At 45.6% G+C, this 21525-nt stretch carries 28 protein-coding genes; 14 read left to right on the top strand and 14 right to left on the bottom strand.

Translation table 11 applies throughout. The annotated features are described in order from the left end of the window. Positions 1-99: 99 nt before the first annotated feature. Together groL and EMM73_RS04005 are read right to left on the bottom strand one after the other, a co-directional pair. Positions 100-1737, bottom strand: a complete 1638-nt coding sequence (gene groL / locus EMM73_RS04010) for a chaperonin GroEL (RefSeq protein WP_127685161.1) — start codon at positions 1735-1737, stop codon at positions 100-102. Between the two features lie 51 nt (positions 1738-1788). Beyond that, positions 1789-2079 (bottom strand): co-chaperone GroES, encoded by a 291-nt coding sequence (locus tag EMM73_RS04005; RefSeq protein ID WP_053423916.1) that lies wholly within the window; start codon positions 2077-2079, stop codon positions 1789-1791. Between the two features lie 216 nt (positions 2080-2295). Here EMM73_RS04005 and cutA point away from each other — a divergent pair, with 216 nt between their 5' ends. From cutA to prmA, 6 genes are all read left to right on the top strand, one after another. Continuing rightward, positions 2296-2616: a divalent-cation tolerance protein CutA gene (cutA, locus tag EMM73_RS04000; RefSeq protein WP_222422595.1), complete on the top strand. Its 321-nt coding sequence runs from the start codon at positions 2296-2298 to the stop codon at positions 2614-2616. Next, positions 2609-4432: a protein-disulfide reductase DsbD gene (locus EMM73_RS03995; protein ID WP_127685160.1), complete on the top strand. Its 1824-nt coding sequence runs from the start codon at positions 2609-2611 to the stop codon at positions 4430-4432. The genes cutA and EMM73_RS03995 overlap by 8 nt, the downstream gene beginning before the upstream one ends. Before the next feature lie 253 nt (positions 4433-4685). Then, positions 4686-5144 (top strand): type II 3-dehydroquinate dehydratase, encoded by a 459-nt coding sequence (aroQ, locus tag EMM73_RS03990; RefSeq protein ID WP_127685214.1) that lies wholly within the window; start codon positions 4686-4688, stop codon positions 5142-5144. Between the two features lie 15 nt (positions 5145-5159). Further along, the gene (accB, locus tag EMM73_RS03985; protein ID WP_127685159.1) at positions 5160-5612 is read left to right on the top strand and encodes an acetyl-CoA carboxylase biotin carboxyl carrier protein; all 453 of its coding nucleotides are present in this window, start codon (positions 5160-5162) and stop codon (positions 5610-5612) included. 16 nt (positions 5613-5628) lie between these two features. Then, on the top strand, positions 5629-6972 hold the full coding sequence (accC, locus tag EMM73_RS03980) for an acetyl-CoA carboxylase biotin carboxylase subunit (protein WP_127685158.1): 1344 nt from the start codon (positions 5629-5631) through the stop codon (positions 6970-6972). Positions 6973-7256: 284 nt separating this feature from the next. Continuing rightward, on the top strand, positions 7257-8141 hold the full coding sequence (gene prmA / locus EMM73_RS03975; RefSeq protein WP_127685157.1) for a 50S ribosomal protein L11 methyltransferase: 885 nt from the start codon (positions 7257-7259) through the stop codon (positions 8139-8141). A gap of 65 nt (positions 8142-8206) precedes the next feature. Here the strand turns inward: prmA and EMM73_RS03970 are convergent, their stop codons facing one another. Continuing rightward, on the bottom strand, positions 8207-8416 hold the full coding sequence (locus tag EMM73_RS03970) for a PspC domain-containing protein (RefSeq protein ID WP_127020206.1): 210 nt from the start codon (positions 8414-8416) through the stop codon (positions 8207-8209). A gap of 163 nt (positions 8417-8579) precedes the next feature. On the opposite strand from EMM73_RS03970, the gene EMM73_RS03965 reads away from it, so the two are divergent. Beyond that, positions 8580-8930 carry a hypothetical protein gene (locus EMM73_RS03965; RefSeq protein WP_127685156.1) on the top strand — a complete coding sequence of 117 codons (351 nt, stop codon included), beginning with the start codon at positions 8580-8582 and terminating at the stop codon, positions 8928-8930. Positions 8931-9247: 317 nt separating this feature from the next. On the opposite strand, the gene EMM73_RS20285 is transcribed toward EMM73_RS03965, so the two are convergent. From EMM73_RS20285 to dusA, 3 genes are all read right to left on the bottom strand, one after another. Beyond that, complete coding sequence (locus tag EMM73_RS20285) at positions 9248-9373, bottom strand: hypothetical protein (RefSeq protein WP_261373321.1); 126 nt, start codon at positions 9371-9373, stop codon at positions 9248-9250. A gap of 2 nt (positions 9374-9375) precedes the next feature. Then, the gene (locus EMM73_RS03960; RefSeq protein ID WP_127685155.1) at positions 9376-9642 is read right to left on the bottom strand and encodes a hypothetical protein; all 267 of its coding nucleotides are present in this window, start codon (positions 9640-9642) and stop codon (positions 9376-9378) included. A 198-nt stretch (positions 9643-9840) separates the two neighbouring features. Continuing rightward, complete coding sequence (gene dusA, locus EMM73_RS03955; protein WP_186435120.1) at positions 9841-10872, bottom strand: tRNA dihydrouridine(20/20a) synthase DusA; 1032 nt, start codon at positions 10870-10872, stop codon at positions 9841-9843. Positions 10873-11111: 239 nt separating this feature from the next. Between dusA and EMM73_RS20185 the strand changes: the two genes are divergently transcribed. The 5 genes from EMM73_RS20185 to EMM73_RS03935 all read left to right on the top strand — a co-directional run bounded on the left by EMM73_RS20185 (position 11112) and on the right by EMM73_RS03935 (position 14588). Beyond that, the gene (locus EMM73_RS20185; RefSeq protein ID WP_222422594.1) at positions 11112-11252 is read left to right on the top strand and encodes a hypothetical protein; all 141 of its coding nucleotides are present in this window, start codon (positions 11112-11114) and stop codon (positions 11250-11252) included. Then, on the top strand, positions 11253-11942 hold the full coding sequence (locus EMM73_RS20180) for a tyrosine-type recombinase/integrase (protein WP_222422593.1): 690 nt from the start codon (positions 11253-11255) through the stop codon (positions 11940-11942). It begins immediately after the preceding gene. 369 nt (positions 11943-12311) lie between these two features. After that, the gene (locus EMM73_RS03945) at positions 12312-12731 is read left to right on the top strand and encodes a helix-turn-helix transcriptional regulator (protein ID WP_127685154.1); all 420 of its coding nucleotides are present in this window, start codon (positions 12312-12314) and stop codon (positions 12729-12731) included. 4 nt (positions 12732-12735) lie between these two features. Further along, positions 12736-14046, top strand: coding sequence for a type II toxin-antitoxin system HipA family toxin (locus EMM73_RS03940; RefSeq protein ID WP_222422592.1), 1311 nt, complete (start codon positions 12736-12738; stop codon positions 14044-14046). A 272-nt stretch (positions 14047-14318) separates the two neighbouring features. After that, positions 14319-14588, top strand: coding sequence for a hypothetical protein (locus tag EMM73_RS03935; RefSeq protein WP_127685153.1), 270 nt, complete (start codon positions 14319-14321; stop codon positions 14586-14588). 172 nt (positions 14589-14760) lie between these two features. On the opposite strand, the gene EMM73_RS03930 is transcribed toward EMM73_RS03935, so the two are convergent. Continuing rightward, entirely contained in the window at positions 14761-14985 is a 225-nt protein-coding gene (locus EMM73_RS03930; protein ID WP_127685152.1) for a hypothetical protein, read from the bottom strand. Between the two features lie 138 nt (positions 14986-15123). Next, on the bottom strand, positions 15124-15957 hold the full coding sequence (locus tag EMM73_RS03925) for a glycosyltransferase family 32 protein (protein ID WP_261373323.1): 834 nt from the start codon (positions 15955-15957) through the stop codon (positions 15124-15126). Between the two features lie 295 nt (positions 15958-16252). Between EMM73_RS03925 and EMM73_RS03920 the strand changes: the two genes are divergently transcribed. Beyond that, a complete protein-coding gene (locus tag EMM73_RS03920; RefSeq protein WP_127685150.1) occupies positions 16253-16711 on the top strand; it encodes a transcriptional repressor in 459 nt (152 codons plus the stop codon). 167 nt (positions 16712-16878) lie between these two features. Then, entirely contained in the window at positions 16879-17343 is a 465-nt protein-coding gene (locus EMM73_RS03915; protein ID WP_127685149.1) for a chemotaxis protein CheX, read from the top strand. Positions 17344-17413: 70 nt separating this feature from the next. On the opposite strand, the gene alr is transcribed toward EMM73_RS03915, so the two are convergent. The 6 genes from alr to rpsF form a co-directional block, all read right to left on the bottom strand. Beyond that, positions 17414-18490 carry an alanine racemase gene (alr, locus tag EMM73_RS03910; protein ID WP_127685148.1) on the bottom strand — a complete coding sequence of 359 codons (1077 nt, stop codon included), beginning with the start codon at positions 18488-18490 and terminating at the stop codon, positions 17414-17416. Continuing rightward, positions 18490-19881, bottom strand: coding sequence for a replicative DNA helicase (gene dnaB / locus EMM73_RS03905; RefSeq protein ID WP_127685147.1), 1392 nt, complete (start codon positions 19879-19881; stop codon positions 18490-18492). The genes alr and dnaB overlap by 1 nt, the downstream gene beginning before the upstream one ends. A gap of 192 nt (positions 19882-20073) precedes the next feature. Next, positions 20074-20526, bottom strand: coding sequence for a 50S ribosomal protein L9 (gene rplI / locus EMM73_RS03900; RefSeq protein ID WP_127685146.1), 453 nt, complete (start codon positions 20524-20526; stop codon positions 20074-20076). 38 nt (positions 20527-20564) lie between these two features. After that, positions 20565-20792 carry a 30S ribosomal protein S18 gene (rpsR, locus tag EMM73_RS03895; RefSeq protein ID WP_008899548.1) on the bottom strand — a complete coding sequence of 76 codons (228 nt, stop codon included), beginning with the start codon at positions 20790-20792 and terminating at the stop codon, positions 20565-20567. A 10-nt stretch (positions 20793-20802) separates the two neighbouring features. Continuing rightward, the gene (priB, locus tag EMM73_RS03890; RefSeq protein ID WP_127685145.1) at positions 20803-21108 is read right to left on the bottom strand and encodes a primosomal replication protein N; all 306 of its coding nucleotides are present in this window, start codon (positions 21106-21108) and stop codon (positions 20803-20805) included. 7 nt (positions 21109-21115) lie between these two features. Further along, the gene (gene rpsF, locus EMM73_RS03885; protein ID WP_008899550.1) at positions 21116-21493 is read right to left on the bottom strand and encodes a 30S ribosomal protein S6; all 378 of its coding nucleotides are present in this window, start codon (positions 21491-21493) and stop codon (positions 21116-21118) included. Positions 21494-21525: the final 32 nt, after the last annotated feature.

The following is a 21525-nucleotide window of genomic DNA, read 5'->3' as shown; positions in this document are numbered from 1 at the left end:
TTTGGAGAGCGGTTTGGCCCTTTCAAAATCCACTATCCCCATAAACAGAAAACCCGGCAAAAGCCGGGTTTTCCTTTAAGAAACAATGACGTAACTAAGTTACATCATGCCCCCCATGCCACCCATGCCGCCCATATCTGGCATTGCAGGAGCATCTTTCTTCGGCAGTTCTGTGACCATAGCTTCGGTGGTGATCATCAGAGAACCAACAGAAGCTGCGAACTGCAGAGCAGAACGAGTTACTTTAGTTGGATCCAGGATACCCATTTCCAGCATATCGCCGTACACGCCAGTTGCAGCGTTGTAACCGTAGTTGCCTGAACCGTTTTTCACGTTGTTCACTACAACTGATGGCTCTTCACCAGCGTTATCAACGATTTGACGCAGAGGTGCTTCCATCGCACGCAGTGCGATTTTGATACCGTGGTTCTGGTCTTCGTTGATACCACGCAGGTCAACCAGCTTGGCAGCTACACGTACTAAAGCCACACCACCGCCAGGTACTACGCCTTCTTCAACGGCAGCACGAGTTGCGTGCAGCGCGTCTTCTACGCGGTGTTTTTTCTCTTTCATTTCGATTTCAGTGGCAGCGCCTACTTTAATCACAGCAACACCACCAGCTAACTTAGCCAGGCGCTCTTGCAGTTTTTCTTTATCGTAATCTGAAGTGGCGTCTTCCACTTGTTGACGGATTTGCTTCACGCGACCGTCAATGGCTTCCTGCTCACCAGCACCATCGATGATAGTGGTGTTGTCTTTGGTGATCACAACACGTTTAGCAGTACCTAAATCTTCCAGCGTCGCTTTTTCCAGCTCTAAGCCGATTTCTTCAGAAATCACTACACCACCAGTTAATACAGCGATGTCTTGCAGCATAGCTTTACGACGGTCACCGAAACCTGGAGCTTTCACCGCAGACACTTTCACTATACCGCGCATGTTGTTCACAACAAGCGTAGCTAAAGCTTCGCCTTCTAAATCTTCAGCGATGATCAGCAGTGGTTTGCCTGACTTGGCCACGCCTTCTAATACCGGCAGTAATTCACGGATGTTGCTGATTTTTTTATCAACAGTCAGGATGAACGGGTTGTCCAGTTCTACCTGGCCAGCTTCCGGGTTGTTGATGAAGTACGGAGACAGATAACCACGGTCAAACTGCATACCTTCAACCACAGCCAGCTCGTTCGCTAAGCCCTGGCCTTCTTCAACAGTGATCACGCCTTCTTTGCCTACTTTGTCCATGGCATTGGCAATGATTTGGCCAATTTCATCATCAGAGTTTGCAGAGATAGTACCTACCTGAGCAATAGCTTTGGTGTCGGCACATGGCTGAGATAATAATTTCAGTTCAGCAACAGCAGCGATTACCGCTTTGTCGATACCACGTTTTAAATCCATTGGATTCATACCGGCAGCAACAGCTTTTACGCCTTCGTTGATAATGTTTTGTGCTAATACAGTAGCAGTAGTAGTACCGTCACCAGCTTCGTCATTGGCTTTAGAAGCAACTTCTTTCACCATTTGTGCGCCCATGTTTTCGAACTTGTCTTCCAGCTCGATTTCTTTGGCCACAGATACACCGTCTTTGGTGATCATTGGCGAACCAAATGACTTGTCCAGAATGACGTTACGGCCTTTAGGGCCTAAAGTAACGCGCACTGCGTTTGCTAAAATATTGACGCCTTTAAGCATCTTGTTACGGGCGTCATCGCCAAAACGTACTTCTTTTGCAGCCATTTTAAAAATTCCTCTGAATACTTTGAAATTAAATTAGAAAGTTCGGTTTAATTATTCGGTGATCACGCCAAGGATGTTGTCTTCTTTGGTGATGACATATTCCTGGCCTTCGATTTTTTCAGTGCGTTCTACGTAAGCACCAAAGATCACTTTGTCACCGACTTTCACATCTAAAGGACGGACTGTGCCGTTTTCTAAAATGCGGCCGTTGCCTACTGCAACCACTTCACCACGAGTAGATTTTTCAGCAGAAGCGCCAGTCAGCACAATACCACCAGCAGATTTGCTTTCAGCTTCTAAACGCTTGATGATGACGCGATCGTGTAATGGACGAATATTCATGCTTTTTTATCTCCTAAAAGCGATTTGAGTTTTAACATGGGGTGTTAAATTTGTTGTGCTTGCTATATGGGGTAATCTCCTTGTGAACCCAAGGGCTATTTTTTAAAAAATCTTATTACTGAGATTAACTGTTCACTTTTCAATCAATCAATTCGGTTTGCGCAACAAAACCAGCAGTTCACCGGTCTTGTTTGCCGTGATAAAGAGGATGACGCCATGATGATGGAACTGATTTTATGCAATTGTCCCGATACAGAAGTGGCTGAGCGCATCACACAGCACTTGCTGCAGCGAAAACTGGCGGCTTGTGTTAACGTTTTGCCCGCTGTGCAATCGCACTATGTCTGGCAAGGTCAACTGGAACAGAGCACTGAAATTCCATTGTTAATCAAAGCCAGAAAAGAAGATTTTATCGAAGTCGAACAGGCTATTTGTGCATTACACCCGTATCAGGTGCCTGAAATTATTGCCATTGCCGCGCAACAAGTATTCGCCCCCTATTTACAGTGGGTTCAAGAGGTAACAAGTCGTGATTAAGAGTTTTTTATTTAGCCTGCTATTAAGCCTTGCTTTTTTTAGCCAGGCTCAAAGCACCAATGCGCTGGCCGCCTTGCAGCAAGGTTCGCAGTTTCTGCCGGTAGAGCAGGCCTTCGTGATGGATTTCCGTCAGCAGGCCAGCTCGGGTGGTCAACAAAAATTACAAGTCAGCTTTACCATAGCAGACGGTTATTACCTGTATAAAGACAAGTTTAAGTTTGTGGGTATAGATGCCGCCTTTTCTCATCCGCAGTATCCAAAAGGCATGATGATTACGGACGAATACTTCGGTGAGTCCGAAGTGTATTTTCACCAAGTGGTGCTGGATATTCCACTGAGCCAATTGGGTTCTGAAGCCATGCTCAAAGTGCGCTTCCAGGGCTGTGCAGAAGCGGGTTTATGTTACCCGGTGCAAACTCTGGATATTCCTTTGATAGCACCAGTTTCAACGGAAAGCGCCAGTTCAACTGATACTGCAGCAGCTTTGGGTATCAATACGGCTATAAATGATTCAGCAACAGCTTCGACAGCACCGGTTTCAGAACAACTACAGCTGCTGGATAAACTGCAAAGCGACAGCACCCTCAAAGCGCTATTTTTGTTTTTTCTATTGGGTTTAGGTTTGGCTTTTACGCCTTGTGTGTTTCCTATGTATCCAATTCTAACCAGCATTATTGTAGGGCAAGGCCAGCAGCTCTCCGGCAAACGCGCTTTTAGTTTGTCTATGGCTTATGTGCAGGGTATGGCGGTCAGCTACTCACTATTAGGTTTATTGGTCGCAAGCTTAGGTTTACAGTTCCAGACCTACTTTCAGCACCCTATAGTTTTAGTTGCCATCAGCATTTTATTTGTCGCTTTGGCTTTGGCGATGTTTGGCGTCTTTAACTTAAGCCTGCCGGAAAAGTGGCAAAATAAGGTAACTAGCTTAAGCAACAAACAACAAGGCGGTAGCATTAAAGGTGCAGCTTTGATGGGCTTGTTATCAGGGTTAGTCGCCTCCCCTTGCACCACTGCACCACTGACAGCAGCACTTTTATATGTGGCTCAATCCGGCGATTTAGCTTTGGGCGCTTTAACCCTGTATATCTTAAGTATGGGTATGGGTTTGCCTTTGCTGATTCTAGGCAGCACAGGCGGTAAGTTTTTACCCAAAGCCGGCGCCTGGATGGATGTGGTCAAAGCCAGTTTTGGTTTCCTGTTATTAGCAGTACCAGTCTGGTTACTGAGCCGTTTCCTGCCTGCTTACGTGGTGGTGATTGCCGCAACTCTAGTCTTGTTGATGCTGGCCGTGTATTTACACCGCTTATCGCAGCAGCTATCTTCCGGCACTACAGGCCAAAGCATCAGTTGGATGCTGGCTTTAGTGATCCTACTGGGTACCACAGGCGCTAACTTATGGTATTGGTTGCCTGGCTCTACAGTGACAACGACGCAAGCCACTCAAATACAAAATACCGAATTTAAACTGGTAAAAACGCTGGATGAGCTGCAACAGGAAGTGAAAAAGTCGGCCGAAGCAGGTAGACCAGTGCTGGTGGATTTATACGCCGAATGGTGTGTGGCTTGTAAAGAGTTTGAGCACATCACTTTTGCTGATGCACAAGTGAAAAGTTTAATGGCGCAGTTCACCTTAATTAAGGTGGATGTGACCCATGCCACTGAACAGGATCAGCAATTGTTGGATCATTTTCAGGTTTTAGGTTTGCCAACTTTGCTGTTATTTGAGAAAAACGGCAGCGAATTAACGCAATCTCGCATCACTGGCTTCATGGGACCGAAAGATTTTAGTGCCCATTTAGGCCCAATACTGCAGTAAAAATTTCCGCACTACTCACGGCAAAGTCAGACTGGCTCTGACTTTGCCTGAATTTCTCAACTTCAGTTTCAACTTCGCAAAAAAGTTCCGTTCTGCTGATAAGACCAGTATTTTGCTGCCATTTGCAACGATTTCACTATAATAAGCGGCAAATCTGCAGCGACAGCTTGTCGCTGAACAAAAAAGATGCAATTGTTTTCTAGCTTCGGCAAGATAGTAAACAATGAATAAATTGACGGGAAATTTGCGCTCTATGTCGACAAACTTACGTATTTTGCTGCTTAACGGCCCTAACTTAAATATGTTAGGCAAACGCGAGCCTCAAATTTATGGCGCAGCCACTTTACCGCAGATTGTTGATGGTTTAATTGCCCATGCTAAAGAGTTGAATGCCACTTTAACTCATCTGCAATCCAACGCCGAACATGAGCTTATCAACGCCATTCAGCAAAGCCTTGGACAACAGGACTTTATTATTATCAACCCGGGCGCCTATACCCATACCAGTGTGGCCATTCGTGATGCGTTGCTGGCTGTGGCTATCCCTTTTATTGAAGTGCATTTGTCCAATGTACATGCGCGGGAAGAATTTCGTCGTCACTCGTATTTATCCGATATCGCCAAAGGTGTGATTTGTGGTTTAGGGGCCAAAGGCTACCACTACGCACTGGAATCGGCGGTGTCGTCCTTATCAACCATTCCATCAAATTAATTAGGCAACTACGTCATGGATATCAGAAAAATTAAAAAATTGATCGAACTGCTGGAAGAGTCAGGCATTAACGAGCTTGAAATAACTGAAGGTGAAGAATCCGTTCGTATCAGCCGCAATGGCCCAATGCAGCAATATGCTCCAATGCACTATGCTGCTGCGCCAATGCAACAAGCTCCTGCAGCACCAGTTGCTGCCGCTGCTCCTGCTGAAGCTGCCAAGCCTGTAGTCACTGGTCACCAGATGCGTTCACCTATGGTAGGTTCCTTCTACCGCGCTGCTTCTCCTACTTCTAAATCTTTTGTTGAAGTTGGCCAGAGCGTTAAAGTGGGCGACACCCTGTGTATTATCGAAGCGATGAAAATGATGAACCAGATCCAGTCTGACAAGGCCGGTGTGGTGACGCAAATTCTGGTAGAAAACGGCGAGCCGGTTGAGTTTGACCAGCCATTATTTGTGATCGAATAAGTTAAAAGGCAGACTCATGCTAGAAAAAGTACTGATCGCCAACCGGGGTGAAATTGCACTGCGTATTTTACGTGCGTGTAAAGAACTCGGTATCAAAACGGTAGCTGTGCATTCCACAGTTGACCGTAACCTGAAACACGTGCTGCTGGCCGACGAGACCATTTGTATTGGTCCTGCACCATCACCACAAAGTTACTTAAATATTCCTGCGCTGATTGCCGCAGCTGAAGTGACCAATGCTCAGGCTATTCACCCAGGCTATGGTTTTTTAGCTGAACGTGCTGACTTTGCGCAGCAAGTGGAAGAAAGTGGTCTGGTGTTTATCGGCCCACGCCCTGAGTCTATCCGTTTAATGGGTGACAAAGTTTCTGCCATTGAAGCGATGAAAAAAGCTGGTGTACCTTGTGTACCAGGTTCTGACGGCGCTGTGGGCGACGACGACGAAGTCAACAAAGCTATTGCTAAACGTATCGGTTATCCGATTATCGTGAAAGCGGCAGGCGGCGGCGGTGGTCGTGGTATGCGTGTAGTGCGCAGCGAAGAAGAGCTGGTTGAATCTATTGCGATGACCAAAAACGAAGCAGGCACTGCTTTTGGTAATGACATGGTGTACATGGAAAAATTCCTGGAAAACCCACGTCATATCGAAATTCAGGTGCTGGCTGACGGTCAGGGCAATGCCATTCACTTAGGTGAACGTGACTGCTCTATGCAACGTCGTCACCAGAAAGTAGTGGAAGAAGCGCCAGCTCCGGGCATTACTCCTGAACTGCGTAACTTTATCGGTGGCCGTTGTGTGCAGGCTTGTATCGACCTGAACTACCGAGGTGCTGGTACTTTCGAATTCCTGTTTGAAGACGGCGAGTTTTATTTCATCGAAATGAACACCCGTATTCAGGTAGAACACCCTGTGACAGAAATGATCACTGGTGTGGATCTGATTAAAGAGCAGCTGCGCATCGCCTCTGGCATGCCGCTGAGCATTAAGCAGTCAGATATTGTGATCCGTGGTCATGCTGTGGAATGCCGTATCAATGCTGAAGATGCCAAGACCTTTATTCCGTCGCCAGGCACCATCACCCGCTTCCACCCACCAGGTGGTAACGGTGTACGTTGGGATTCGCATATTTACGCTGATTACACAGTGCCGCCAAACTACGATTCAATGGTTGGTAAGCTGATCACTTACGGTGAAAACCGTGATATAGCTATAGCACGTATGCGTAATGCATTAAGCGAACTGCTGGTCGGTGGTATCAAAACCAATATCGAACTGCACAAGCTGATTATGACAGACGAGAACTTCAATAAAGGTGGAACTAACATCCACTATTTGGAACATAAACTCGGCCTGAAGTAATACCCTTCGTACTTGAAGCCGCAGCGTTGTTGACTGCAAGCTCTCGCCCCAGTCGCATAGGCAACTATGCTCCTGGGGTCTCAAGCTCTTGTCGCCTAGCTGCAACATCAACTACTTTGGGTATTGGTCTTGCCGTCGTACTTGAAGCCGCAGCGTTGTTGACTGCGTGCCAGAGCCAAAGCCACCTTCCCGGTGGCTTTGCTTTTTGCGCCACCTAAGCGCTGATTTTACGCCGCCAAACTGCTACAATTCGCGCCCATTTCCAGAGAGTGAAGAGCAACGCCATGCCGTGGATCCAATTACGCGTAAACAGCACTGAAAAACAAGCCGAGCAGGTCAGCGATATGCTGATGAGCTGGGGTGCGCAAGCTGTCAGTTTTGTTGACGCCAAAGACACCCCTATTTACGAACCTCTGCCGGGTGAAGTCTTGTATTGGGAAAATACGGTGGTGGTGGGTTTGTTTGATGCTGAACATCAAATGGATAAAGTGGTTCGTCAGCTGGAAAAAGCTGCTATTTTCAAAAACGGTGTGCAGTACAAGCTGGAACAACTGGAAGACAAAGACTGGGAAAGAGAATGGATGGATAACTTCCACCCTATCCGTTTTGGTCACAGATTATGGGTTTGCCCAAGCTGGCGCGATATTCCGGATCCAACGGCTGTCAACGTGATGCTTGATCCTGGCTTGGCTTTTGGTACCGGTACTCACCCAACCACAGCGCTTTGTATGGAATGGCTGGATGCGCAGGAATTGTCGCAAAGTTTAGTGGTCGATTTTGGCTGTGGCTCAGGTATTTTAGGTATTGCCGCATTAAAGTTGGGCGCTAAACGTGTGGTTGGTATCGACATTGACCCACAAGCTATTGAATCCAGCCTCGCCAACGCTACCCGTAACGGCGTAGAGCAACAAATTGAGCTGTATTTACCCAAGGATCAACCTGCTTCATTACAAGCAGATGTAGTAGTGGCGAATATTCTGGCCGGCCCATTAGCTCAGCTCTCAGGCATTATCAGTGCTTATGTCAAACCAGGTGGTTTATTGGCGCTGTCCGGTATTCTGGAAAGTCAGGCGCAGTCGGTGATCGATGCCTATGCGGCAGAATTTGAGTTTGACCCTGTAGCAGTCAAAGAAGAATGGGTGCGCTTAACAGCGCGCAAGAAAGTTTAAAGCCTTATCTATAGCCTAACTGCTATACAGGCGACCTGCCCGGTCGCCTGTCTCTAACAAACTCATTAGTATACCCAACGTTCTGGCAGTATTAACGCAGCAGCGATGTAAGCGACTACTACAGCCACTGGAAAACAGAACGCCAGCAATACTACAACTGCGCGGACCAACCAGATGGGTTGCTCATAAAAAGCCGCAAAACCTGCACAGACACCTGAAATTTTACGTTTGGCCTTGTTTACAAACCAGGCGCTTTTGTCTCTGCCTATACTCATGTTATCACTCCCCAACCTTATAAATTACAGCTTTATCCAACATCCACATCAAACCAGCCAAAGCCCAGACCACGACAATATTGATAATAATTAATGACATGTTCTGTTCCTCCCTAAACTGGCTTTACCCATTCAGATTTCGTCTGCAGCCCAGCTGCCGAATATGCCGAACCAAGCTAATACAACCATCAGTGCTACTATTTCCATTTTGACTTTCCTTACCTTTGTTTATGTTGTTTGTGCTTTTGCTAACTTTCATCAACGCTTAGTTATTCAGACTTCGTCTGCAGCCCAGCTGCCTACTATGCCGAACCAAGCTAATACAACCATCAGTGCTACTATTTCCATTTTGACTTTCCTTACCTTTGTTTATGTTGTTTGTGCTTTTGCTAACTTTCATCAACGCTTAGTTATTCAGACTTCGTCTGCAGCCCAGCTGCCAACAATACCGAACCAAGCTAATACAACCATCAGTGCTACTACTTCCATTTTTACTCTCCTCAATCTTAGTTAGTGGTTTAATTCATCATCAGCTTATCTGTTGATATCTATGCATTGCAGCTGTTATGCCAACTTAAAAATAAATTATATAATATTGATTTAATTGGAATTTTTATTAATTAAAACTTATTTCAGATCATTCTCTGAGTTTTACTTGAAATATTAAATGGCAATTTTGACCACTTCTTAGCCATTTTAAAAATGTGATTTCGGGGTTAGTGGGCAACTTAAAAGGACAAAGCAAAGAGGTATGTGAATAAAGAGAAATGAGATTTTCAGCAGCAGATAAACAGCGGAGTAAGGACTTAAAATAACAAAACCCGGTACTACTTAAGACCGGGTTGACGCAGGAATATCAAAGGGGGGTAATAACCAATGCCAGATCACAGACACCAGGCCAACACTAACTACGGGTAATAAAAACAGCCCCAATAACCCTAATGTTAAGCTCAGCATCCTTAGTTCGCCTTAGCTACTGTAACCACAACTTCTTTTTCAGTTTCAGCGCTGGTCACTAGATTAGTGTCCAGTTCAGCCAGAGCTTTTTGACTTTGTTCCAGAATGGCAACTTTCAATTCAGCCATTTGCTGATTTATTAGTTCCGCAGTAAAAGTGCTAATAGCTGCTGTATTAACAGAAGGTAAGCTCAGTTCATTGGCCTGAACTGAAGGTGCAGTAGCAAAAGCTGTAGTGGTAACAAGAACTAAGGTAGCAAGTGTTTTCATGGTCGTGATCCTTAATGAGTAGTGAAGTTCACTATCTCTATTTCAAGGTACGTGCCAGACTAAAATAAATTATTAACTTATTGATATTTAAAAAATTAAACAATGACGGAACGGATTTTAAAAACACCACGCAAATATTAAAAACAAAAAAGTGGTGAAATTCACCACTTTTTTTGAAAAAACTTGATACTCACACCATTAAAGCTGTGGCACCTTTTTCAGCGCGTCCAGCATGACTTGCGGACCACTGGTCGGTAAGTGGCCTATTTCACTTAAATGCCGCCGCCATAAACGTGCACCAGGTACCCCCTGAAATAACCCAAGCATATGCCGTGCTATATGCCAGAAACGGGCACCCTGTGCCATTTGACGCTCAATGTACGGTAACATCAGCTCAACCACCTGATGCGGCGTTGGCACAGCGCGTGGGTTGTTATAAATAGCGGCATCAATTTGCGCTAGCATCAAAGGGTTAGCATAAGCTTCACGTCCAACCATAACCCCATCCACGTGCTGCAAATGGGTTAAACAGTCAGCCAGGGTTTTAACACCACCATTAATTGAGATATCTAAATGCGGGAAATCCTTTTTCAACTGATACACCCGTTCGTAATCTAATGGCGGAATTTCGCGGTTCTCTTTAGGGCTCAAACCACTTAACCAGGCTTTACGGGCATGCACAATAAATTGGTTACAGCCAGATTCAGCGATAGTGCCAACAAAATCTACTAAAAACTGATAGCTATCCTGATCATCAATCCCAATACGGCTTTTTACTGTGACAGGAATATCGACTACAGACCGCATTTCATGGATACAAGCAGCCACCAGTTCAGGCTTTGACATCAGGCAAGCACCAAACATACCGTTTTGCACTCTGTCTGACGGGCAGCCAACATTGATATTGATGGCGTCGTAACCGCGTTCCTGACAAAGCTGAGCACTGTGCGCCATATCTTTAGGATCAGAACCACCCAACTGTACTACCACAGGATGCTCTTCTTCATTAAAAGCCAGATAATCGCCCTGACCATAAATGATCGCGCCAGTCGTAACCATCTCGGTATAGAGCACCGCATGTTCAGACAAGAGGCGATGGAAATAGCGACAATGCCTGTCAGTCCAATCCAGCATAGGGGCAATGGAGAAACGGTGATCGATGATTTTACTTTGAGAATCAGCTACAGAGCCTGTTTTTACTGAGTTTTCGTTGTTCTGTTTCTGAGTCATTTTGGGTCGTTTCCAGTCATTTATTGGTTGCACCTGCCCCATATCTGCCCCACCACTCCATGGGGCAGGTAAATTCCAAGAGGTTAGTCATGGCCGGTTATACCATTGAAAAACGCAAAACCAGCAAAGGCGAATTACGCTATCGCTGTACCGTCCGGGAACATAAAGGCTAGGCGGTAGTATACCGCGAATCGCGGACCTTTGGCAGACAGTCAGACGCGAAGAGCTGGGGCATGCAGATGGTGACCATGATCGAGCGTGATGGCCTCCCTGGCGCAGTGGAGCCGGTGCCAATTATCCGCGAGCTGATTGCGATGTACCGCAACCACTCGGCAATAGCTCCAACCATAGGCCGCACCAAAGCTTATTGCCTGAACTGAGTGGCAGACTGTGATCTGGCGGCGATTCAGGCCGATGAGCTGACTATCAAAGATTTAGTCGACCATTGCCAGGCCAGACGCAAGGCCGGAGCTTCAGCTGCCACTATTGCACATGATATTAGCTACCTGAGTTCAGTGTTTGCCGCAGCCAAGCCAGTGTTTAATATTGCTGTCGACAACAAGCTGATTACCGAAGGCCGTAAAACCCTCAATGATCTGAAACTGGTTGGTAAGGCACAAAAATGCACCAGACGGCCAGTGAGTGACAAGTTAGAGCGCATCATCAAGGGTTTAGAAAAACGCCAGGAACATGTCACGGCCAAAATCCCTTTTACCGAAATACTCAACTTTGCCATTTTAAGCTGCATGCGGATCAGCGAAGTCTGCAAAATCAAATGGTCTGGCGTTGACGAAAAAAACAAAGCAGTGATGGTAGAAGACCGCAAAGACCCAAGGAAAAAAGCCGGTAACCATATGCTGGTGCCGTTACTGGGCGAAGCCTGGGAGATCTTACAACGCCAGCCTAAAACAGATGAGCTGATCTTTCCCTACAACGGTAAAAGCGTCACAGCAGGTTTTCAACGGGTCAGAAAAGAGCTTGGCATTGAAGATTTGCGCTGGCACGACCTACGCCGCGAAGGCGCCTGCCGTTTATTCGAAGCCGGTTTTGTCATTGACGAAGTCGCCTAGGTCACAGGCCATAGGAATATCAACATCCTATGGCAAATCTACACCGACTTTTTCCCAAACCGGGTGCATGCGAAGTTTGAAAGGTTGCAACAGGGTAAGCGCCAAAACTGATCTGGAAACTGGGAAAAGTGGGAAATGTTATGAGCTATACTAGCTCATAATAGAGATCAGGTGTGCCAGCCAAGACATAACGCAGAATAGGGGCATTCAAATCATTTTTTGAGTAAAAAAATACCCATATCAATTATTTTACCTCGACAAAGTATAATTATTTACCCACCCATTGAAAAAACAAAGAAATGAGTAAATAATTACACATAATTGACATTAATCTCTATAAATGAGTAATTAGTTACCCATGAGGCTTTTATGAAGATTTCAAACTCGATGTCTGATGGTGCTATTGCAGCAGAGATTTTCTCAAGATTGGAGTCAAGACGCAAAGAGCTGAACTTGACTCAAGAAGAGCTAGCCTGTCGTGTAGGCATTACTCGTAAGTCATATGCTGGTCTTGAAAAGGGAATTACCAAAATGGCTACTTTTATAGCCATAATTAGGCATCTTGAGCTTTTAGATAATTTGGATCTTTTGGTTAGTAAACCGGAAATTAGTCCGCTCTTGGCATCAAAAAATAGCAACAAGAGCCAAGTTCAGGGCAGGCTCATGCCTTTTCGAGTACAAAACAAGCAAGATAGCCGCTTAGGACGACCTATGGAAATTGGCACAGGAGCAAAAGCAGAAACTAACCCGCTTCTTGCAAGAAGACAGCGACTACTGGTGAAGGAGTAGTACAGTGGTAGCAAATGTTTGCCAAGTTATGTTTGGGGATACAGCTGTAGGGGCGCTGCTTTACAGCGATGACGACAATCTGACTAGATTTGAATATACCCCTGAGTGGTTGCAATATGGTTTTTCACTCTCACCTATCCATCTGCCACTTAGAAAAGGGGTGTTTGTTTTTCCAGCTTTGTCGTATGAGACATACAAAGGCTTACCAGCTGTTTTTGCAGATTCTTTGCCCGATGACTTTGGTAACTCAGTTATCAACGCGTGGCTAGCCGGTAAAGGTTTAGACCCAGCTGACTTCAAACCAGTTGAACGATTACTCTATACCGGAAAAAGAGGTATGGGTGCGCTTGAATACTATCCCGCAGCAAAGCTTACTAAGCATGAATCATTTGAAGTTGATATCGCAGGTCTAGTCGAGCTTGCTGATTCTGTCCTTAACAAACGACAAGAGTTCAATGCCAGCCTTGAATATGACCATGCCATGGTTCAATTACTTCAAGTTGGAACATCCGCTGGCGGTGCCAGACCAAAAGCACTTATCGCCTTGAATGCAGAGCGGACTAAGGTCCTTTCGGGGCAAACAGATGTGCCAGTTGGCTTTGAACACTACCTGCTCAAATTTGATGGTATTACCTCTGAAAATAAGGACAAAGAAACTTTTGGAGATCCGCTAGGTTATGGAGTAATGGAGTACGTTTACTACAAATTGGCGACTCAATGCGGCATAGATATGGCAGAGTGCAGCCTTCTACATGAGAAGGGTTCAGGCAGAAAGCATTTTCTCACGAAACGTTTTGACCGAATTTCTAACCAGAAGTACCACGTTGCAACTTTATGCGCTATTGACCACGCTGACTTTAAAAAGCCAGGCCAATATAGCTATGAGCAACTACTGGGGGTTTTGAGAAAGCTTAATTTTGGCTATGAAGAGCAAGAGCAGATATTTAAACGAATGGTTTTTAACATTGTTGCCAGAAATCAGGATGACCACTCCAAGAATTTCTCTTTTATGGTGGACGATGATTTTCAATGGCGGTTAGCACCAGCATATGATGTGGCGTTCAGCTACAAGCCAGGCTCACCTTGGGTAGATCAGCACCAGCTATCAGTAAATGGTAAAAGAGACAACTTTATGCTTTCAGACATACTTTCAGTCGCCAAGCTCATTACAAATTTAAATGAAGCTAAAGCTAAGCAAATTGTTCGTGACACCATTGAAGTAGTCAAAACATGGCCCCAACTAGCGGTGCATGAGGGGGTTCCCCAATGGTTAATTGACTTTGCGGCAAAGAGTCACCGGTTACACCTCCTTTGAAAATTTTTTATTGGGGAAACTCTCAACGTACAAACGATCATTATTAGAGCTTTCCTTTGCTCTGGCGCTTACTGGCTGTGCCACAAATCCAAGACCAGTAGTAATTAAAGACGTTTGGGCAGGCAAAGACCACGTTACGCAACAGTTATAAATTTTGCACCGATACAGGGTTCGCAGCCATATCGACAAATGGAAACTTATACTATGAATAAGTCTATTTCACGCACAGATATAAACTATGCAACAGACTACTGCGATCCAGCATTTAAGTAATGCTAGACCAGCAAAAGCGCTATGTATTTAACCAGCGCGATCTTGAAAAAATCTTTCCTGAAGATAGCAAACATACCCTTCACGCTGGACTTGAGCCTTTGGTACGACAGAACATTCTGGAAAGGGCGGCTCGTGGCATCTACCTTTATGCTTTGTCACATCATAAAAAAGGTCCAGACACTCTGGAACTGATTGCCAAAACCCTGCGGCATGGCGCGATCAAAAACGCGTTGGCTGGAATATTCACCTGGTTCAAAAGGAAATGCTGACAGAGGCACATACCAAGCTGTTCGGCAGTTCAAATCCAGAACCTGAATTCAAACTTTAAGCTGCAGTGAATAGATAAAAGCAGAACAAAAAACGGGCAAAAACGGCAAAAATTTAAGATACCTGCCCCATGAGAAGCTCAGCCCTTGCCAGATAGGGGCTGCAGCCAAAATCTCACCAATCCAGCATAGGGGCAATGGAGAAACGGTGATCGATGCTCACAGGCTGTGAAGTTGCGATAGTGGAAATTGTCATAAAACGGCTGCCATCTGGTTGATCTGCTGCTTTTTGCATCTTTGGATAAAGACTACAAAAAGGTAAGGCCGGTATACACCAGGCTGTAGGGCTTTTCAGTGTAACGCTTGCTTCAGCAGTTCGATTCTGCTCGTCTGGTGCCATAGTTTTTCTTTGATACAGAGTCTGTCAGCTAAGCAGCGGCTCTCAATCCGATGAATGAAAACATAATATGTGGGACAAGAAGACTGCAACACAAGCAGCTATATCAGGGAAGGTTTCAGCCTATAAAGCCTTATAAAATCAGCTGTTTTGCAGCTTAACCAGTAACAAACTATAGCGGGCTGTTACCCCAAGATGTAGCATACGTTGCTCCCCCTGTAACAACGGCAGGTCGCCAGAGCGAACTTTATTACGTTTAAGCTTCAACAATTGGTAACCAGAAATCTTAGCCAGCACCTTTCTGCTGTATTCCGCCATCCATGAACCGTTAAAATGATGAATACTAAAAGATGCTTTACCGGCAACAGGAGTGCAGAAGTAGTGGCTGGGATAAATCCAGCAACCTTCGCATAACTCAGAGCGCTGGTCGTATTGATAGGGCTTGGTTAAACCGAACTTGGTAGCAAAAAACTGGCTAATTAGCTTGGTATTTGGAGTGAGATCTAAGCCGCCATCAGGTTGAACAAAAGATTTTTCCCTGTACAAATCTAACAACTGAGCAATAAGTGAACTACCTTTTTGCGCACCCATCAGAGCCGTAACAGGAGAGGGACGCCCACGATAAACCTCATAGCCACTGACAAACTGATGAGTTCTAAAGGGTTCAAGATCGGCAGTCACTTCCAGATCTGCATCAAAATAAAAACCACCCATCGAATACAACGCATATAACCGCAAATAATCAGAAACAAAAGCCCACTTTTCGGCTGCAAAAGCCTGCTGTACATAAGGATGCTGAATGTGCGCCAACGCCTGATTATTCCACTCAATAATGTCGTAGTCTGGCAGAAACTTTTTCCAACTCGCTATGCAGCGCAATACCAGTTCGCTTTTTGGGGCATGGCCTACCCATACGTAATGAATAACTTTAGGAATGCTCATAGCGTCTGATTTTGATAAAAGAAATTGTTGAATATTTTATGGATTTGCCAGAGCTGGCATGTAATCATTTGTTACTAATTAGTAACAAATTCATCTTGGGCGCAATAGTAACTAGAATCGAACTAAGTAACAAGCCATTATGAACACAAAATTGAGCTAACAGTCACCGAATAAAGGCTATAAAGATGACGTGGCAAGATTTAATAGCGCTTTATTGGTCACACACCATCTTCACTTTTGTTTTGTATCAGGAATTACCGATACAAAGGCTGGAGCCAGCAAACTTCTGTGATAAACTGCCAACATTGCTTCCGGATTGAGCTACCTTATGTCGATTGAATCTTTGGTTACCAGAGCCCGTCATATTTGTGATGTGAATGGAGCCCGCTTTACCAGCATTCGTGAAAAAGTGTTTCGTTTATTAGCCGACACTCATGGTGGAATAGGCGCTTATGAACTGCTTGAACAACTCAAAGCCAGTGAACCAGCAGCAAAACCTGCCACTATTTATCGCGCTCTGGATTTTCTGACTGAACAAGGTTTTATTCATAAGATTGAGTCGACCAATGCATTTTTACTTTGCCACCACTTTGAACAACACCACCCAGCTCAATTGCTGATTTGTGACCAATGTGGCCAAGTAGAGGAGTTACATTCGTCGCCATTGCAGCAAGAGTTTGTTAAATTAGCCTCAGAAAAAGGCTTTTTAATTCAGAGACAAACTGTAGAAGCACATGGACGCTGCAAAAGCTGCCTCAAGCATGAGCCTAATGCTGAATCTGCTTGACGCTTTCGGCCATCAGTCGCTATTTTATTAAGCTGCACTGAACAAAATGTAAAAACTTTAGAAAAATTCATACCAAAACAATAAGCTAGACTTGTGTTATGCAGAAGAGACACCTAATCTTGAAGTTGGTAATGTAATCAGGTCCAGAATCCGAACAGGCTAATTAAATGAATGTTGAGTATGTAAATCCGTTTCTCTCTTCGTTAGTCAATGTACTAGGTACCATGGCCAATACAACTATTGTGCCCGGTCAACCCAGATTAAAGAAAGACGAGCAGGCTCGCGGTGAAGTATCAGGTTTGATTGGTATGATTGGCCCAACCACGAAAGGGTCGTTCTCAGTCACTTTTGAGGAATCTCTAGCGCTGGAAATCATGTCCAGAATGCTGGGTGAACGGCCCGACAGCATCAATGAAGAAGTCACGGATATGGTAGGTGAGATTACTAACATGGTGACGGGTGGTGCTAAGCGTATTCTGGGCGAAAAAGGCCATGAATTCAGTATGGCCACTCCTGTTGTGGTCTCAGGAAAAGGCCACACCATCACTCATAAAACGACTGGTGCAAAAATTCTGATGCCGTTTGACTCAGATTTCGGAAAAGTATTTATTGAAGTCAGCTTCGACGAATAACGGCTAACGGGGTCAAGCCTTGAATGTTGAATTATGCTGCGCATTCAACATTCAAGGCCTGACCCTATTGCTATTCGAGATAACGAAATTCTACTCTGCTGGTGATATTACACAGCAACTCGTAAGGAATGGTTTGTACTTGTTCTGCAATTTCTTCCACAGGTAAATCTGCGCCCCATAACAGAACTTCGTCACCAATTTGTACATCAGCATCGCCAATATCGACAGTGGTCATGTCCATAGAGACACGACCCACTATTGGATAACGTTGGCCTTTAATCAGTACAGGGCAACCATTACTGGCAGCTCTTGGATAGCCGTCGCCATAGCCGACTGCCACTACGGCCAAGCGAGTGTCAACTGGCGCAGTCCAGGTGCCACCATATCCTACTTTATCGCCCTGCTTGACATCACGCACCGCAATAATACTGCTGCTAAAGCTCATGACTGCTTTTAGCTGATGCTGCTCTGCTCTGCCCTGCTCTATCGGCGAAACGCCGTATAAAGCTAATCCTGGGCGGATCCAGTGGCCATGACTTTGTGGCCAGGCCAGAGTGCCGGCCGAATTAGCCAAACAAAGCTCGCCTGCAAGGCCTTCAACCGTCTTCATAAAGAGAGCAATTTGTGTTTGAGTGCTTTCAGAACTCAGTTCATCTGCACTGGCAAAGTGGGTCATCAGACGCATAGGCTGAGTCACATTAGGGCTTTGACTCAGCTGTTGATAAGCCTGCAAAAACTGCTCCGGCAATAAACCCAAGCGGTGCATACCACTGTCCATTTTCAGCCAGACATGAATGGGAGAATCCAGCTCTGCTGCAACTAAGGCTTCAACCTGACTTGGATGATGCACCACCACTTGTAAGTTACTGGCAACTATCTGAGGCAATTCGTCGGCATGGAAAAAACCTTCCAGCAGCACTATAGGTTTCACTATGCCACCAGCACGCAACATTAATGCTTCATCGATGCGAGCCACACCAAAAGCACTGGCGTCTTTGAGCTGTTCAGCCACTTTCAGTAACCCATGGCCATAGGCATTGGCTTTTAATACAGCTAATACTTTGCTGTTCGGCGCAGCGGCACGGACTTGTTGTAAATTATGCAATAAGGCCGCTAAATCAATGCGGGCCAGTGGACGACGACTCATTAATATTCGTCCTCAAAACGGGCAGAACCTGCGTAGTTGTCAAAACGTGAATAACGACCATGGAAGGTCAGGCGAATACGACCTATAGGGCCGTTACGTTGTTTACCTATAATCACCTCAGCCGTGCCTTTATCCGGGCTATCGTCGTGATAGACCTCATCACGGTAGATAAACATAATTAAGTCGGCATCCTGCTCTATAGAACCTGATTCCCTTAAGTCGGAGTTCACAGGGCGTTTGTCGGCTCGTTGTTCCAAACTACGGTTCAGCTGCGACAAAGCGACCACAGGCACTTTTAACTCTTTGGCTAAAGCTTTGAGTGAACGCGAAATCTCAGCGATTTCTAAAGTACGATTTTCTGATAAGCCAGGCACTGTCATCAGCTGCAGGTAGTCGACCATGATCATACTCAAGCCACCATGTTCACGCGCCACACGGCGGGCACGGGAGCGAACTTCAGTTGGTGTTAAGCCCGAGGCATCATCGATATACATTTTGCCTTTACTGTTCAGAAGTTCGATGGCAGAGGATAAACGCGCCCAATCTTCATCGTCCAGCTGGCCTGTCCGCACTTTGGTTTGATCAATACGGCCTAAAGACGCCAGCATCCTCATCATGATTTGTTCAGACGGCATCTCTAAGCTGAAAATAAGCACCGGCTTGTCACTGGTAATAGCAGCATGTTCACAGAGGTTCATTGCAAAAGTGGTTTTACCCATAGAAGGACGGGCTGCAACAATAATCAGATCCGACGGCTGCATACCGTTGGTCATTTTATCCAAATCCATATAACCCGTGGATACACCAGTTAAACCACCAGCGCTTGGGTTACGGAACAGCTCGTCTATTTTATCTATGGTTTTCGACAGAATGCTGTTGATAGGCTCAGGGCCTTCATTCGAGTTAGCACGCTGTTCGGCAATTTTAAAAACTTTGGTTTCAGCGAAATCGAGTAGTTCAGCACTATTGCGACCTTGCGGGTCGTAACCTGCATCGGCAATATCATGTGCCACTGAAATCATATCCCGCACCACGGCACGCTCACGCACTATGTCGGCATAAGCAAGAATATTGGCCGCACTTGGGGTGTTTTTGGCAATTTCGCCTAAATAAGCAAAACCACCAACGTCAGCTAATTGCTGACTACGCTCTAAGGTTTCGGAAACAGTAATTAAGTCTATCGGCTGGTTGGCTTCAGCTACCCGCGACATGGCAGAAAAAATAAAACGGTGTGAACGTAAATAGAAGTCCTGCTCCACCACTTTTTCTGAGACTTTGTCCCATGCGTCATTGTCCAGCATTAAGCCGCCTAAGACGGATTGCTCGGCTTCAATAGAATGGGGCGGCATTTTTACCGCTGCGACTTGTTTATCTCTTTGCTTATTGTCCATAACACCAGAAGTTCAAGAAATTGCGACAGGCTTGTATACCCAAGGTATAGCAGCTCTGCATGGAAGCGATAGCCTACCATTAAAGCATGTATCAAGCAGTGGAAAAATCAGCTAAGCGGAATTTTTTTAGTCTGAAACTAAGGTAAAACAGGAAGGGATTGGGCACACAAAACTGTGTGCCCAAAAGGCTTATTAAGCCTCAGCAACCACTACTACTTTGATAGTAGCTGTTACTTCTGCGTGTAACTGCAGTGCGATGTCGAATTCGCCAGTTTCACGGATAGTACCGTTAGGTAACTTCACTTCAGCTTTCGTTACTGCAACACCTGCAGCAGTGATAGCATCAGCGATATCGCGTGTACCAACTGAACCGAACAATTTGCCTTCGTCACCAGCTTTAGAAGCTAAAGTCACTTCAGCCAGAGCAGCGATCTTCTCAGCACGAGCTTGAGAAGTTGCTAAAGTTTCAGCCAGTTTGGCTTCTAACTCAGCACGACGCTGTTCAAATTTTTCGATGTTAGCTTTGGTAGCTGGAACTGCTTTTCCCTGTGGGAATAAGAAGTTACGAGCATAACCAGATTTAACAGTTACGTTGTCGCCTAAACCACCAAGGTTAGCGACTTTGTCCAACAGAATAATTTCCATTGTAATACCCTCTCTGTATACGGTTTAACCAGTCGCTGTTAGCTATGTGAATCGCTGTATGGTAACAAGGCCAGGTAGCGTGCGCGTTTGATGGCGCGAGCTAATTGACGTTGATACTTAGCGCTGGTACCAGTGATACGGCTTGGGACAATTTTGCCACTTTCAGTGACATAATTCTTTAACGTAGCTGTATCTTTGTAATCGATCTCAATCACGCCTTCTGCAGAGAAACGGCAGAATTTACGGCGACGGAAATAACGAGCCATGAAATTTCTCCTAACTTAATATTTCAATCTGTTGGGCATGCAGCACCAGTTTAGACTGACCGCTGCGGCTCTGGTGGCGGTTTAAAAAACCTGTCACCCGAACTTTGTTTCCCAGTTTCAAATTGTGAGTTTGTTGCGCTAACCCGGCTCCGGCACAGACTACTTGTAGTCTGACATAAGCCTGACGGTTAAAACCGGCTTCCTGCTGCACCGATTGGTGCTCAATCACTAAATAACTGTGAGGAATACCGGCCGGACTTTCGCTATGGTCGACCTGACGGCAGATAGTGCCAGTCACGACCAGGCTATTGTCCATCTGCAAATTACTCGTCGTTTGCTACCAGCTCATCTGAATCACGAGGAGCACGGTCACGACGTTCGTCACGTACCTTGGCCATTGGTGATGGCTCAGTCACGGCAGTGTTAGTGCGCATGATCAGGTTACGCAATACAGCGTCGTTGAAGCGGAAGTTAGTTTCCAGCTCGTCAATTACTGCCTGTGGCGCTTCTACGTTCATCAGAACATAGTGAGCTTTGTGCAGCTTTTCGATTGGATAAGCTAATTGACGACGGCCCCAGTCTTCTAAGCGGTGAATTGAACCACCAGCTTCTTTGATCGCGCCAGTGTAACGCTCGATCATTCCTGGAACTTGTTCACTTTGATCTGGGTGAACCATAAACACGATTTCGTAATGACGCATTGTAGCTCCTTACGGTTAGTTAGCCTCGGGTG

The organism is Rheinheimera sediminis, assembly GCF_004005375.1.
GTDB lineage: Bacteria > Pseudomonadota > Gammaproteobacteria > Enterobacterales > Alteromonadaceae > Pararheinheimera.
The sequence above is the reverse complement of the archived record's forward strand: the minus strand, read 5'-3'. Positions and strand labels throughout refer to the sequence as shown.